The following is a 14,797-nucleotide window of genomic DNA, read 5'->3' as shown; positions in this document are numbered from 1 at the left end:
ACGCAAACGGAAGGCGACATGGGCGAGACCTACCGCGAAGGACCGATTATCCGGTCATTGCTGGATACCGACTGGTACAAGCTGACCATGATGCAGGGGGTCCATCACCAGTACCCCAATGCCAGCGTGACCTGGGAGTTCCGTTGTCGCGATGCCGAGCCCCTGGAGCGCTACATTCCCGAGATTCGCGAGCAGATCGACCGACTCGCCACGCTGCAGCTGTCGCGCGAGGAGTCGGCCTATCTGGCGAGCTTCGCCTACATGTCACCCGATTTCATCCGCTTCCTGGAGCTGTTCCGCTTCCGGCCGGAATACGTCCAGGTCGGCATGCAGGGCAGCGAGCTGTGTATCGTCATCGACGGGCCGTGGTCGCACAGCATCCTGTTCGAGATCGTGATACTCGCCATCATCAGCGAGGTGCGCAATCGCACCCTCTACCCCGAAGTCGAGATCGACCAGGCCGTGGCTCAACTGCGCCGCAAGCTCGATAGCCTGCGCGAGGCCTATACATCCGAGCAACTGGCGAGCTTCAACCTGGCCGACTTCGGCACGCGCCGGCGCCTCTCTCAGCCCGTGCAGGAGGCGATCGTTACGGTCATGGAGGAGGAGTTTCCGGGCAATTTCGTCGGCACCAGCAATGTCGATATTGCGCGGCGTCACGACATCAGCCCGATGGGCACCATGGCTCACGAATGGGTCATGGCGCACCAGCAACTGGGCAGCCGCCTGGTGGACAGCCAGCGGGCCGCACTGGAGGCCTGGGTGCAGGAATATCGCGGCTACCTGGGCATCGCCTTGACCGATACGGTTACTCTCGATGCTTTCCTGCGCGACTTCGATCTTTACTTCGCCAAGCTCTTCGATGGGCTGCGTCACGACAGCGGCGACCCGCTGTGGTTCGCCGAGAAGTGCATTCGCCACTACGAGTCGCTGGGCATCGACCCGAAGACCAAGACGCTGATCTTCAGCGACAGCCTGACCTTCGACAAGGCCATGCACATCAAGACGGCGCTGGAGGGGCGCATCCGCACCAGCTTCGGTATCGGCACTAACCTGACCTGTGACGTGCCGGGTGTGAAGCCGATGAACATCGTGATCAAGATGGTCTCGTGCAATGGCCAACCCGTGGCCAAGATATCCGATTCGCCGGGCAAGACCATGTCGCGCGACGAGAGCTATGTGCGCTACCTAAAGCATGTCTTCGGCGTGGAGGCGTAGTGCTCACGCCCGGCTGTTTCAGGCCTCCGGGAAAAGCGTGGATCAGAACGAGCGGGCAGGCCGAGAGCCGGCCTGCCGCGAGGTAAGAAAGCGGTTACTTAGCTCGCCTTCCTGTTGATGTCCTGCTTGGCCATCTTGCTCAGCTTGTCATCGGTGGCCTTCTCCTCCTTGAGCGTTTCGGCCAGGATCTCCTTGGCCTTGGTGTGACCCAGCTGCTCGGCCAGTTCGCATAGCGTGCCGTAGCTTGCGATCTCGAAATGCTCCACTTTTTGAGCCGCGGCGATCAGGCCGGCATCACGCAGCGGCCCCTTCTCGGTGGCGTCGATCAGCTCCTCCCCTTCCTGAATCAGGCTCTCCATGGCTTGGCTCTTGATGCGCTTGAGGCGAATATCGGGGATGGAGTCGGCCGCCTGCTCGATGCGCTCCAACTGGCCCTGGGTTTCCTCGAGGTGATGCTGGAAAGCCTCGACCAGCTTCGGGTCATCGGCGGCACGCGCCATCTTGGGCAGCGCGCGAGTGATCTGCTTCTCGGCGCTGTTGGTCTCGGATAGCATGCGGGCGAAGAGTTCCTGGGGGCTATCGATCTTCATGTGTCCTCCTTTCGCTTTGGTAAAGCATTCCTTTGTCTAGCTTCTACAACGTAGCAATGCTCCGGCGTTTATACGATTTTCATCGGTTGCTTTATGTGACTGAGTACTTGCGATGTAAGTGATGCCGATCTCAAGCGCTGTCGCCCTCGAGCGGCTCAAGGCGTATCAGCTTGCCGTCCGCTTCGTCGGTGAGAACGTAGACCAGGCCATCCGGCCCCTGCTCGACGTCGCGAATGCGAGCGCCAAGTGGAATCCGCTCTTCATCGGTGACCTCTTCGCCTTCAAGCGTGATACGCACCAGGCCCTGCTCCGAAAGCCCGCCGATCAGCATGCTGCCCTGCCACTCCGGCAGGGTGTCGCCGGTGTAGAAGATCATGCCGGAAGGCGAGATGACCGGTGTCCACTGCTTGACCGAACCCGCGTAGTCGCCGTCGTCGCTGGGGTCGGGGATTTCCTCTCCGTCGTAGTGTTTACCCCAGCTCACCTCGGGCCAGCCGTAGTTGCGCCCCGCCTCGGGTCGGTTGAGTTCGTCGCCACCCAGCGGCCCCATCTCGGCCACCCACAGCTCGCCCGTCTCGGGATGGAGGGCGGCGCTCTCGATGTTGCGGTGGCCGTAGGACCAGATCTCGTCGCGGGCCTCTTCGTCATCGAGGAAGGGGTTGCCGTCGACCGGCGTGCCGTCGTCGTTGAGGCGCACGATGGTACCGAGATGGTTGGACGGATCCTGGGCCGGGTCGAACTGGAAGCGCTCGGCCAGGGTGAGGAAAAGCGTCCCATCGTCGGTAAAGACGATGCGACCGCCGAAGTGGTTCTCGTGCTCGACCCTCGGCTCCATGCGGAAGATCACTTCGAAGTCCTCGAGCTGGTCTTCTTCCAGACGGCCACGGCCCAGGGCGGTGGTGGCGCCTTCGTCGCCGGGCTCCGAGAAGGAGAGATAGACGTATCGGTTGGATTCGAAGTCGGGGTGCAGGGCGACATCCAGAAGTCCGCCCTGGCCCTGGTTGAACACTTCGGGCACGCCCTCGAGCGGGTCGGAGAGATTTTCCTCCTGCGAGAGGAGCCGCAGACGACCCTCGCGCTCGGTGATGAGCATTCGTCCGTCGGGCAGAAACGCCATGCCCCACGGATGCACGAGTCCATCCACAACGGTTTCGATCCCCATGGCGCCCGCTTCGGTCTGAACGGACTCCTTAGGTTGCGCCGAGGCGAGCGGCGACAGGGATAGGGCAACGGCAGCCAAGCCGAGCGCGGCGGTCGGAATGGTTTGTGCCATGAGATGTCCTCCTTGAGTGGGCACTAGCCTTATCTCAAGGTAATTGCTTGGCCCCGTCTGGCAAGCGCAGCGAAGCGTGGGCCGGGCTTGGCAAAGTCGCCACGCGTTAGCGCAGCCTCGGCGGGACAACTATAACTGTGGGCAGTAGCCTGACTTGCCGACGGAAGGAGTCGTTATGGAATCGATATGGAAGCTGGGCAGCCGCGGTGTCGCCGAACATCCCTCCCTGACAGAAGATAGCGAGGTGGACGTCGCCATCATCGGCGCCGGCATCACCGGGCTCACCGCGGCGCTGGCACTGGCCGAAGCGGGACAGCGGGTCATGGTATTGGAGGCTGCCACGGTGGGGGCTGGTGTGACAGGTGGTTCCACAGGCAATCTTTACGCCACGCTGGCTTCGGGGCAGGCGCCGCTGCGCCGCAAGTGGGGCGACGAGGTGGCGGCCGACGTGGTTAGGGCCAGGGCCGAAGCCGTCGACCATATCGAGGTGACGATCGAGCGACTTGGCATCGAATGCCAGTTCAAGCGTCAGCCGGCCTATCGCCTGTCGACCGAAGACCGGCAGCATGCCCGGCACGACCTGAACGAGGAACTCGACGCGTTGGTCAGCGCCGGGCTCGATGCCGAGATGGCGGAGAGCCCCGGATTACCCTTCGATAGCTGGGGCATTCGTATTGCCAACCAGGCCCAGTTCAATCCGCTGCACTACGTCGAAGGGCTGGCCAACCGTTTGCAGGGCGAAGGTGCGGTGATCGTTCAGCACAGCCCGGTGCGCGAGGTCGATCCCGGCAAGGGCATCGTCAGAACCGACGAGGCCAGCGTCGCCGCGAAGCATATCGTTCAAGCCACCCATACCCCCAAAGGCATCAACCTGGTTCAGGCGGGCATGCTGGTGTCGCGCGAGTATGCCGTCAGCGCCAAGCTGAGGAGCGGCGAGTATCCCGAGGGCATCATCTGGGTGCTCGATCCCTTCCACTCGCTGCGCAGGTACCAGTATGGCGAGGGAGAGTACCTGATGGTGATCGGCGAAAAGCACAAGACCGGCGAGCATCATGGCGACCATTACCAGAAGCTACGCGAATATCTCGAGACCCACTTCGACGTCGAAGCCTTCACCCATGGCTGGTCTGCCCAGCAGTACAGCTCGCCCGACGGGCTGCCCTACATTGGCCGCATGCATAGCCACGACAACCTTTACATGGCAACCGGCTTCGCTGCCGACGGCCTGGTGTGGGGCACCCTGGCCGGTCTGATCATCTCCGACCAGATCCTGGAGCGCGACAATCCCTGGCATGCCCACTTTGGCGCTCGGCGGATCACGCCGGGCAAGTCGGCGCTGCAATATGCCAAGGAGAACGTCACCGTCACCAAGCACATGGTCAAGGACTACCTGGGTATCGAGAAACTCGAAACTTTCGACGGCATCGAGCCGGGGCAGGCTCGGGTAGCCACGGTGGATGGCGAGAAGCTCGCCATCCACCGCACCGAAACCGGCGAACTCAAGGTGCTGTCCGCTGTGTGCCCGCACATGAAGTGCATCGTGCACTGGAACCCCAGCGAATCGACATGGGATTGTCCCTGCCACGGCAGCCGCTTCGATACCGACGGCGAGGTGATCGAAGGCCCTGCCTATCATCCCCTGGCGCAGCCGGAGGGGCGAGCTTAGCCATCCTTATTGGAAGCCTGGCCGGGCGTGCCGAAGTAGCTGCGATAGGCGGATGGAGTGACACCCACCAGTCTTTGGAAAGTACGGTGCAGGCTATCAAGACTGGCAAAACCAGAGCGTTCGGCAATGCGGGCCAGAGGCCAGCGGGAGGTCTCCAACAGTGTCCTGGCGCGGTCGACCCGCGCCTGCTTGACGAATTGGGCGGGCGTTTCGCCGATCTCTTCGCGAAAGCGGCGCACGAAGGTGCGTTCACTCATACTGATGCGTGCTGCTAACGCAGGCACGCTCAGGTCACCGGTCGGATCTTCGATAATCGCGTTGACCAGTGGCGACAGGCGGGAACCTGCGGCGGCCTGGGCTTGCAGAGCGGCGCTGAACTGAGCTTGCGAACCTGGTCGGCGCATGAACAGGACCAGATCGCGAGCCACACCAAGGGCCACCTGCGAACCGCAGTCGGCTTCCACCAGCGATAGACAGAGGTCGAGGCCCGTGGTCACGCCGGCAGACGTGTAGAAAGGCGGCTCGGCAGTATAGATCGCACCGTGGTCGACGCTAATGTCGGGCCACATTTGCTGCAGCCTATCGCACGCCGACCAGTGTGTCGCTGCGCGTCGCCCGCGCAGCAGCCCGGCCGCCGCGAGAACGAAGGCACCGGTACAGACGCTGGCTACGCGACGGGTGCTGCGTGCGCGCTCCTGCAGCCAGGCCAGCAGGTCGGTTTCCGCCGCGGCCCGGCGCAATCCTTCCTCACTTCCCCCAGCAACGATCAGGGTGTCCAGTGACGCTGGCAGTGCCGCCATGGGCAGGGTCCCGGCGATACGTAAACCCGCATTGGAAACGATGTCGCCGCCGTACGGGGAAGCCAGAAGGAGGCGATAAGCTGGTGCTGCCTCGGGGCAGTGGGTATTGGCCTTGCTGAATACTTCCATGGGACCGACCAGATCGAGCGCCTGGATGCCATCGAAGCCGATCAGAGCAACGGTATGTGGTTTCGAGGTGGAGAATCGCATTGGCGTATTCTGCGATGACTTTGTCATTTACGCCAGAGTCAGGTGTGACGCAGCATGAGCGGATTACTTCTCGGAGAACTCCCTTGATGCCCACACGTTACGTCTCGAGGCTGGTTGGTCTGGCCGTGTTGATTCTCTCCATGGTCGCGTTGGTGAGCTGGCGCTATGGCAACCCGGGTGCTGCGCGTCTGCTCGAGCATCGTTCCCTGGAACTGCCGGCGCCCAAGGATGGGCGAGAACGGCATCTGGTAGCGGTCCTGGCCGCCAACGGCGGCACTGAAACGACGGATTTCATGGTTCCCTACGGCGTCTTGAGGGAATCGGGAAGAATGGACGTGGTATCGGTCTCCACACGGCCAGGCCCTGTGCAACTGCATCCGGTATTGAAGATACGAGCAGAACAGACCACGGAAGAGTTCGATGAACAGCAGCCGGGCGGAGCCGATATCGTCATCGTGCCGGCATTGCATCGCCCCGACCATCCGAAAGCCATCCGGTGGCTGCAGCGACAAGCCGAGTCCGGTGCCGTCATCGTCGGGGTCTGCGATGGCGTGCAGACATTGGCTCATGCCGGGCTGCTGCAGGGCAAGTCGGCGACAGGTCATTGGTTTTCATTGAGCAAGCTCCGCCGACGCTACCAGGACACGACCTGGGTACGCGATCGCCGCTTCGTGGTCGATGGGCGCGTGGTGACGACTACCGGCGTGTCGGCTTCCGTTCCCGTTTCGCTGGCACTGGTCGAAGCGGTGGCTGGGGCGGCACAGGCGGACCGCCTTGCACTTGACCTTGGCATAGCGGATTTCGATGAAAGACACGATTCGGATGCTTTTGGCCTGTCACTTGAAATGCTGCTGACCATCGCGCGCAATAAATTGGCCTTCTGGAATCATGAACGCTTCGAAGTGCCGGTCGAGGATGGCATCGATGAGATCGCCTTGGCACTGAGTGCCGATGCCTGGTCCCGCACGTATCGCTCCAGCGTCGTAACGACACACCCCGGCGAGCAATGGATTCGCTCCCGCAGAGGTCTCGTCATCGAGGCGGAGGAGCAGGAGACGAACACGACTGAAACGCTGCGGCCGGTGATGGAGCCATCAGCCGCGGCGCTGGACGACGCGCTTCTGGATATTAGCGAGCGGTACGGATTGCCGACCGCCAACCTGGTCGCCATGCAGCTCGAATACGCCTGGTGAGGCACGAGGCCGGTGGCGGTGCGCCAGGCACAGCAACGCCACGGCGAGCAACAGCTCGGCCAGGTCGCCGCCGTAGTACATCAGCTGGGCAGCAGCCTGGATCTCCTCAACGCCGTGGCCGGTGCCGCGCGGCCACAAGTAGCCGTACATGAGCTTGCCCAGCAGGGCGTGGGCGGCCATGGAGATGAACAGTACGCCCAGGCGAAAGCGTAGGCCGAGCCGGTGTGGCGAGGCGTCCGGACCCGCCAGGATCGACCAGCAGAACAGGTAGCCAGCCGCGAGGAAGTGCAGGTGCACCCAGCCGTTGAGCAGGACACTATGCTGCGAGGCGGCATACAGCGGGGTGAGGTAGAGCAGGTACATGCCGCCGATATTGAGCAGCAGGGCGGTGACCGGGTGCGACACGCTGCGTATCGGCAAGCTCCTGAGCAGGGCGGTAACGCCTCGCGCAGCCGCTTGCGGCAAAGAGCGCAGCAGCAGCGTCACGGGAGCGGCCAGCACCCAGGCCAATGGTGCCAACATGCCGAACAGCAGGTGCACCGCCATATGGCCGCGCAGGTCGTGATGGGCCCAGGCCATGACCGGCGGCGCCACGGCTGCGGCGAGCAGCATACTGCCCAGGGAGAAGAAAGCGCAGCGCCAGCCGCTCCAGCCGTTATTGCTTAGACGCTGGCGCCGGGCGGCTGCCAAATAGACCAGCGTGACCAGGCCGAGCAGAACGAGCGGTAGCCATGCCAGCGGCGACCCATCGCTGCCATACCCTTGAGCGGAGGGCACTGGTTTAACTCCGCTCCAGCCGTCTGGCCCGCCGGTAGAGCCAGGTGCCGACCAGCAGCAACGCCAGGGCGCAAAGGTTCCAGGTCAGGTCGTAGAGGAGCAGGTCGACGCCATAGCGGATCTGATGGATGCGCAGCAGCTTGTGACTGACGATACCGTCGACCAGCTGGAAACCGCCCATGCCGAGGAACACGCCGGCCCAGGCCCAGCGTGCCGCTAGCCGGTGTCGGTGCGCCAGGTCGATCAAGAGGAAGGTGCCGACCACGATGGCGAGCAACTCGGCCGCATGCAGCAGGCCATCCGAGACGATGCCAATCATTGGCGTGGCATGATCGAAGAAATGATGCCACTGCAGCAACTGGTGGAAGACGATCTCGTCAATGGCAGCCATGATGCCTGCACCCACCAGCACGGCATACCACAGGGAGCGCCGTGCATCGTGAGCGTTGGCCGGGGAGGGGCGGGATGAGGTCATGGCTTCCATGCTCCGGTGGACCTAGCCACAGCCTAGGCCCGCTCTGGCGCGAAGACAATCCGCCGCGGCTTTTCTAACGCTCCCGGGCGGGAGGAAAACCCACCTCGAAACCGCGAGCGTCGAGATGACGAATATCGCGCGGGCATCCTGCGTCGTCGAAATCGACCAAGCCGACACCGCTGCCGTTCCACAGCCGCTCGCCCGCCTTGGCACGGTCGGGGTCGCGCGGATGTATCGCCAGCCGGCGACGCTTGGTGAACCAGTTGAGCGGCGAGCGGGGCGAGTAGAGCCAGCGATTGAGGCGGTCGAACCAGTCGAGCAGGGTATCGGGAAAGGCGTTCTTGATGCCGCTTGAAGTGATCTGCCAGAGCCGCGGACCTTCTTTACGTTGCCGTAGCTGGATGTCATAGGCGAAGGAGTAGTGCACGTCGCCGGAGAGAATGACGTAGTTACCTGGCGTGCGCGAGTGACGAAAGATGTTGAGCATGACGCTCGCGGCGCCACGATGGGCCATCCAGTTCTCGGCATCCACCATCAGCGGCTTGCCGGCCAGGACGAAGAGACGCTGCACGGCCTCGATGAGCTTGACGCCGAACATGGGGGCAGGCGAAACGATAATCGCCGAAGGGGCGTCGAGCATGGCCTCCTGAAGCTCGATCAGCGCCTCCCAGTCCATCAGGCCCGAGGGGCGGGCCGGGTGGCGTTCGCTGCGCCAGCGACGCGTGCGGGTATCCAGTACCAGCAGCGGAGGCGGCCCCGGAATATGAAATTCCCAGCCTTGAAAGTGCCGCAGCCGCCGCAGCAGATCGTCCTGCTCCTCGGCAAGGAGCCAGCCCCCCTGCTGCCGGGCCTGTTTCAGCAGTCCCGCGCCTCGTGCGGTGAGTTCGGCCAACCGGTCGGGGTCGTTGCCCCAGCCCTGGCAGAACAGGTAGGCGAGCATGGCATTGCCGATGATGCGTCGTGAAAAGGGGTGGCCGTAGGCGATCTGCTCCCAATCGGCGGTGAGATTCCAGTCGTCGGTCACGTCGTGGTCGTCGAAGATCATCAGCGTGGGCAGGTGGGCAAGCAGACGGGCGCCGGCGGGCAGGCCTTCCACGAAGCGCTCGATGATGCCCTGCTCGGCCAGGTAGCGCTGATGGTCCTCTCCGTCGAGAGGAGGAGGCTTCGTCTCGACCAGGCGCCAAGGCACCGGCGACCATGCCAGCAGATACATGGCCATGACTTCGGCGAAAGTGATCAGATGGTTGTGTGCGTTGGCCGTGGTGAACACCGGCTTGCGTACGCCGCCGAAGAAACGCTCGCGCAGGGCGGTGCCGCTCTCGGTGTCCGGTAGCAGTGCCGCACGCTGATAGTAGGTGTTTTCGTCGCCGTAAAGCGCCTGGCTGTCGGGCACCGTGGCACCCTCCAGTGTTTCGTCGAACAACCCCAGCCGCGCGATCAGCGCATGAATGGCCACCAGCATGGGGCCGGCCACGTCATCGGCATAGACCTGGTCGCCGGTCATCAACAGCCAGGCCGGCCACTCCTGCGGTTTTCGGCGGCGCTCGGCGAGCCAGGCATCGGCGCATACCAGGCCGTCGGGGCCGTCGTGATGCGGCTTGCGGCAGGAGCCGTGCAGCAGGCGGTGGTGGCGCTCGCTCAGTACGAAACTCGGGTAGCTCGAGCCTTCATGCAGCAGGTGCGGCGCCCAGTCGGCGATACCGCCTTCACCGGATTCGCCGAATACCTTCAGGTCGTAGTGAATCAGCGTGCCGGTGGGTAGTGGTGTGGCCAGCGAAACGTCGATCAAGTGAAGCCAGGCATGACGCCCCACGGGAATGCGCTGCAGCCGCTCGTCGCCCAGCAGCAAACGCCGCGGTGGCTGGCTCTCTGGGTGCAGCATGAGAGAGAGCTCAAGAGGATGAGAGCCCACCAGCCACAGGACCAGACGCTCGGTCGTCAAACGGCGCAGTAGAGGACCGGCCAGCACGTCGGGCAGGGTCGGGGCATCGTGACTCATCGAGGTCTCCTGTGTGGCGGCCAGCTTCCACCGCCGCTGGCGAAGCGCAGATCAAGTGAGTAGGCTTGGCTACGTTTCGTTCAATCTTTTCTGATGGAGGCACTGCCGTGTTCGTGATGATCGTTGGCCTCATACTCTTTCTTGGCACGCACTCGATTCGTATCTTTGCCGACGATTGGCGCCGCAAGCAAATGAGTCGTATGGGAGAGAAGCGCTGGAAGGCGCTGTTCTCGCTCGTTTCCATCGCCGGGCTGGCGCTGGCGATCTGGGGTTTCGGGCGCATGCGGCTCGACCCCACCTGGGTGTGGTCGCCGCCGGTTGGCCTGCGCCATCTCGTTTCGCTGCTGATGATTCCTGCCTTCATCCTGCTGGTGGCGGCCTATGTCCCCCATAACCATATCAAGGCCAGGCTGGGCCATCCCATGGTGCTGGCGGTCAAGGTGTGGGCCTTTGCCCACCTGCTGGCCAATGGGCGACTTGGCGACATCGTTTTCTTCGGTGCCTTCCTGCTCTGGGCCGTGCTCGACTTCCGCTCTGCCCGGCGTCGCCAGCCGGCCCCGGCCGTGACGCCACGCGCCTCCGGCACCATCGTTACGCTCGTGGTGGGCTTGGTCGCCTATTATCTGTTCGCTTTCCATCTGCACGTATGGGTGACCGGCGTGCCGGTGATGTAGCGGCGCGGAGGTTGGCGCCCGGAAGTATTGACGTGGATCAAGGCGCTGTCGGCGATATTGGTCGAACCTGATGGCATCTGCCGGTTGCCGGCATCACGACCATGAGGAAACGCCATGCCAGCCATGATGAAGGCCGCGATATTCGTCGAGCCGGGCCGCATCGAGATCGACGACAAGCCCATCCCGGACATCGGCCCCAACGACGCCCTGATCCGCGTCACGACCACCACCATCTGCGGCACCGACGTACACATCCTCAAGGGCGAGTACCCGGTCGAGAAGGGGCTGACGATCGGCCATGAGCCGGTCGGCGTGATCGAGAAGCTGGGCGCCAACGTCCGGGGTTATCAGGAGGGGCAACGTGTCATCGCCGGTGCCATCTGCCCCAGCTTCACCTCCTATGCCTGTCAGGACGGCTGCAGCGCCCAGGATGGCGGCCACCATGCCCACGGCTACAAACCGATGGGCGGCTGGCGCTTCGGCAACACCATCGACGGCGCCCAGGCCGAATACCTGCTGGTGCCCGACGCCCAGGCCAACCTGGCTCCAGTGCCCGACGGGCTGACCGACGAGCAGGTACTGATGTGCCCCGACATCATGTCGACCGGTTTTGCCGGCGCCGAGTCGGCGGGCATCAGGATCGGCGACAGCGTGGCGGTATTCGCCCAGGGGCCGATCGGCCTGTGTGCCACGGCCGGGGCCAGGCTGCGCGGCGCCGGGCTGATCATCGCCGTGGATGGCGTCGACGAGCGCCTGGCCATGGCCCGGCAGATGGGTGCGGACATCACCCTCGACTTCCGCAAGGTCGACGTGGTCGAGGAGATCCTGCGCCTGACCGGTGGCCGTGGCGTGGACGCCTCGATCGAGGCGCTGGGGCTGCAGTCCACGTTCGAGGCAGCGCTGCGGGTCGTCAAGCCGGGGGGCACCCTGTCGAGCCTGGGGGTCTATTCCGGCGATCTCACCATTCCGCTCGGTGCGTTCTGCGCCGGCCTCGGCGACCACAAGATCGTCACCTCGCTGTGCCCCGGCGGCAAGGAGCGCATGCGCCGGCTGATGCAGGTGATCGAGACCGGACGCTTGGACCTCGGGCCCATGGTGACGCATCGCTACGCGCTGGAGAACATCGTCGAGGCGTACGACCTCTTCTCGCACCAGCGCGACGGCGTGCTGAAGGTGGCGATCCAGGCAGGTTAAGCATTGTCAGCAAGCCGACTAGGCGGCGTCGGTATGGACGAAACAGCGTTGAAACGCCGTGCGGATTTTTCCTGAGAGGCTGCTACTCTTTGTTACATGGGGATTGAACGGTCATTCAATGTTCATCCCATCGTCATGGAGTCGCGCGATAAGGGTCGGGAGCCAGCTCCCACTGGCCCCTGTCACCCTGTGCAAGACCCTCATGGAGAACCCGTCATGTCGTTTACCCGTCGCCGTTTCCTCAAAGGCACCCTGGCTGCCGGCGCCGCCGCCACCGTGCCGTCGTTCTATATCAACAAGGTTTTGGCCCAGGAGCAGACCCTGCGTATCTATGCCTGGGCGGGCTATTTCACCGACGAGATGCTGGCCGACTTCACCGAGAAGACCGGCATCCGCGCGACCTTCACCCCCTACGGCACCAATGACGAGCTGATGAACTCGCTGCGGGCCACCGACGGCACCGGCTTCGACGTGATCATGCCCACTGTGGACCGGGTGCCGGGCTACCTGGATTACGACCTGGTACAGCCGCTGGACGAGTCGCGCATCAACTGGGCCGGCGCGCTTGACAGCGCCATCGAGGGTTCCGAAGTGGGCGGCGTGGTCGATGGCAAGCGCTACTTCGCGCCCAGTGACTGGGGTACCGAGGCGATCACCTGGAACCGCCGCGATGCCAAGATCGACCGCGCCAACCTCAGCTACGCTGACCTGTGGAATCCCGAGCACGGCCAGGGCGTGACCGTGCGTGGCCACTCGGCACTGGTCGGCATCGGCCTGTGGCTGGAGCGCGAGGGCCGGCTGCCGCATCCGCTGCTCGACTCCTACCGCAGTGAAGAGGCCATGCGCGCCAACTTCGACGTCATCCTCGAAGAGGCGGTCAAGCACAAGCAGATGCTGGTGCAGTTCTGGGATACCGAGAACGACGCACAGGCGGCCTTCCGCACCAACGGCGCCATCATCGGCCAGACCTGGGACTCCACCGCCTTCCGCCTGCAGCAGGAGGGTGAGGACATCGCCTACGGCGCGCCCAAGGAGGGAGCGTTGGCGTGGATGGAGGGCTTCGTGATTCCCAAGAACGCCCAGAATCCGGATGCCGTCTACGAGCTGATCAATTGGTACTACACGCCGGAGGCGGGCGCCTTGTTCGTCAAGGCGACCGGCTACAACTCGACCTCCAAGGGCGCCACCGAGCTGTTGCCCGACGAGACGCGCCAGTTCTTCACCGATTCCTATACCGAGCAGGACCTGGCCAACCTGTGGTGGTGGCCGATCCAGGAACCGTGGTACGTGGCACTGCGCAATGAGTATCAGGATCGCTACCTATCGGCATAAAGCGCCGGATTAAAGAGATAAGAGGGAAGAGGGGCGCGCAGCGCCGCTCTTCCCGCTTCGTTTTAGCCGCGTAGCGGCGATCTTGTGCATGAGGTTTTGATGGACGGTAGCGTCAGACTGGACGAGGTGGTGATGCGCTTCGGCGATTTCACCGCCATCGAGAAGACCACGCTTGCGATAGGCTCGGGCGAATTCTTCAGCTTTCTCGGCCCTTCGGGCTGCGGCAAGACCACCCTGCTCAACATCGTCAGCGGCTTTCTGACTCCGAGCGAAGGGCAGGTCATCATCGGCGGCGAGCCCATGGCCGGGGTGCCGGTCAACCGCCGGCCCACAGCGATGATCTTCCAGAACCTGGCGCTGTTCCCGCTGATGACCGTTTTCGAGAATATCGAGTTCGGCCTCGAGGTGCGCGGGGTCGACAAGCGCAAGCGGCGCGAGGTTTCCGAGCGGCTACTGGCGCTGGTGGCACTGGAGGGCAGCGGGCCGAAGAGGGTCACCGAGCTTTCGGGCGGGCAGAAGCAGCGCGTGGCCATCGCACGGGCGCTGGCGGTAGAGCCCCGGGTGCTGCTGCTCGACGAGCCGCTCTCGGCGCTGGACCTCAAGCTGCGTCAGCACATGCGCGCCGAACTCAAGGCGATCCAGCGCAAGACCGGTATCACTTTCATTTATATCACCCATGACCAGGGCGAGGCATTGACCATGTCCGACCGGGTCGCGGTGATGTCGGCGGGGCGCATCCAGCAGGTCGCCGATCCCATGACGCTCTACCGCGAGCCGGCCACCGGCTTCGTTGCCGCCTTCGTCGGCGAGAACAACCGCATCCAGGCACGCGTGATCGACCGCGAAGGTGAGCGGGTGCGCCTCGATGGCGGCGCCCTGGGCGAACTGGCCGGCCGCGCGAGCAGCGAGAAGCGCCTGGCCAACGGCGAGGCGGCGGTACTGTTCGTACGCCCCGAGCACCTGCGCCCGGCCACGGCAGGCGTAACGGGGCCCAGCTTCGACACCGAGATCGAGGCGGTGCACTTCGAGGGCGCCTGGGTCATGCTCGAGACGCGCCTGGTCGCCTCGGGCGAGAAACTGCGCGTGCAGCTCGGCCATGAGGTGTCGCGCAACCAGGCCGATGCGCTCGCCGTGGGCCAGCGGATGACATTCGGCTTCGATCCGTCGGATGCCGTGGTGCTGCCCGACGACGGCAGCCCGGTGGTGGACGAAGACACGGGCGAGGTGGTGGAGGGCAGCCAGGCGGAGGCTGGAGGCGCGCATGTTTAGGCAGCTCCAGGCGCGCTTCGGTGGGCCGCTGGCGATGGCCATCATCACCCTGCTGGGGATCTGGCTGATCGTGATGGTGACCCTGCCGCAGCTGCAGATGATCGAGTACTCGCTCAAGCCCAACCTG

General features: G+C 63.9%; 13 protein-coding genes. 7 read left to right on the top strand and 6 right to left on the bottom strand.

What is annotated here, in order from left to right; genetic code table 11:
• Positions 1-18 precede the first annotated feature (18 nt).
• The gene (gene pncB, locus HBJ55_RS12310) at positions 19-1,218 is read left to right on the top strand and encodes a nicotinate phosphoribosyltransferase (RefSeq protein WP_167115022.1); all 1,200 of its coding nucleotides are present in this window, start codon (positions 19-21) and stop codon (positions 1,216-1,218) included.
• Between the two features lie 98 nt (positions 1,219-1,316).
• On the opposite strand, the gene HBJ55_RS12305 is transcribed toward pncB, so the two are convergent.
• Together HBJ55_RS12305 and HBJ55_RS12300 are read right to left on the bottom strand one after the other, a co-directional pair.
• Positions 1,317-1,808, bottom strand: coding sequence for a YciE/YciF ferroxidase family protein (locus tag HBJ55_RS12305; RefSeq protein ID WP_167115020.1), 492 nt, complete (start codon positions 1,806-1,808; stop codon positions 1,317-1,319).
• Between the two features lie 130 nt (positions 1,809-1,938).
• On the bottom strand, positions 1,939-3,081 hold the full coding sequence (locus tag HBJ55_RS12300; RefSeq protein ID WP_167115016.1) for a PQQ-dependent sugar dehydrogenase: 1,143 nt from the start codon (positions 3,079-3,081) through the stop codon (positions 1,939-1,941).
• Positions 3,082-3,256: 175 nt separating this feature from the next.
• Here HBJ55_RS12300 and HBJ55_RS12295 point away from each other — a divergent pair, with 175 nt between their 5' ends.
• Positions 3,257-4,747 (top strand): FAD-dependent oxidoreductase, encoded by a 1,491-nt coding sequence (locus HBJ55_RS12295; protein ID WP_167115013.1) that lies wholly within the window; start codon positions 3,257-3,259, stop codon positions 4,745-4,747.
• Here HBJ55_RS12295 and HBJ55_RS12290 read toward each other — a convergent pair.
• On the bottom strand, positions 4,744-5,757 hold the full coding sequence (locus HBJ55_RS12290) for a GlxA family transcriptional regulator (RefSeq protein ID WP_167115010.1): 1,014 nt from the start codon (positions 5,755-5,757) through the stop codon (positions 4,744-4,746). The genes HBJ55_RS12295 and HBJ55_RS12290 overlap by 4 nt on opposite strands.
• Before the next feature lie 125 nt (positions 5,758-5,882).
• Between HBJ55_RS12290 and HBJ55_RS12285 the strand changes: the two genes are divergently transcribed.
• Positions 5,883-6,950 (top strand): DJ-1/PfpI family protein, encoded by a 1,068-nt coding sequence (locus HBJ55_RS12285; RefSeq protein WP_206022565.1) that lies wholly within the window; start codon positions 5,883-5,885, stop codon positions 6,948-6,950.
• Here HBJ55_RS12285 and HBJ55_RS12280 read toward each other — a convergent pair.
• The 3 genes from HBJ55_RS12280 to HBJ55_RS12270 form a co-directional block, all read right to left on the bottom strand.
• On the bottom strand, positions 6,852-7,727 hold the full coding sequence (locus HBJ55_RS12280) for a cytochrome c oxidase assembly protein (RefSeq protein ID WP_338072014.1): 876 nt from the start codon (positions 7,725-7,727) through the stop codon (positions 6,852-6,854). The genes HBJ55_RS12285 and HBJ55_RS12280 overlap by 99 nt on opposite strands.
• Before the next feature lie 4 nt (positions 7,728-7,731).
• Positions 7,732-8,202 carry a DUF2243 domain-containing protein gene (locus tag HBJ55_RS12275; protein ID WP_167115007.1) on the bottom strand — a complete coding sequence of 157 codons (471 nt, stop codon included), beginning with the start codon at positions 8,200-8,202 and terminating at the stop codon, positions 7,732-7,734.
• A 73-nt stretch (positions 8,203-8,275) separates the two neighbouring features.
• The gene (locus HBJ55_RS12270) at positions 8,276-10,201 is read right to left on the bottom strand and encodes a metallophosphoesterase family protein (protein WP_167115004.1); all 1,926 of its coding nucleotides are present in this window, start codon (positions 10,199-10,201) and stop codon (positions 8,276-8,278) included.
• Positions 10,202-10,317: 116 nt separating this feature from the next.
• Between HBJ55_RS12270 and HBJ55_RS12265 the strand changes: the two genes are divergently transcribed.
• The 4 genes from HBJ55_RS12265 (at position 10,318) to HBJ55_RS12250 (ending at position 14,670) form a co-directional block, all read left to right on the top strand.
• Entirely contained in the window at positions 10,318-10,875 is a 558-nt protein-coding gene (locus HBJ55_RS12265) for an NnrU family protein (protein WP_206022576.1), read from the top strand.
• Positions 10,876-10,989: 114 nt separating this feature from the next.
• Positions 10,990-12,069, top strand: coding sequence for an NAD(P)-dependent alcohol dehydrogenase (locus HBJ55_RS12260; protein WP_167114998.1), 1,080 nt, complete (start codon positions 10,990-10,992; stop codon positions 12,067-12,069).
• 216 nt (positions 12,070-12,285) lie between these two features.
• Positions 12,286-13,401 (top strand): extracellular solute-binding protein, encoded by a 1,116-nt coding sequence (locus HBJ55_RS12255; RefSeq protein ID WP_167114996.1) that lies wholly within the window; start codon positions 12,286-12,288, stop codon positions 13,399-13,401.
• 99 nt (positions 13,402-13,500) lie between these two features.
• Positions 13,501-14,670, top strand: a complete 1,170-nt coding sequence (locus HBJ55_RS12250) for an ABC transporter ATP-binding protein (RefSeq protein WP_167114993.1) — start codon at positions 13,501-13,503, stop codon at positions 14,668-14,670.
• Positions 14,671-14,797 lie beyond the last annotated feature (127 nt).

The organism is Billgrantia bachuensis (assembly GCF_011742165.1).
GTDB lineage: Bacteria > Pseudomonadota > Gammaproteobacteria > Pseudomonadales > Halomonadaceae > Halomonas > Halomonas bachuensis.
The sequence above is the reverse complement of the archived record's forward strand: the minus strand, read 5'-3'. Positions and strand labels throughout refer to the sequence as shown.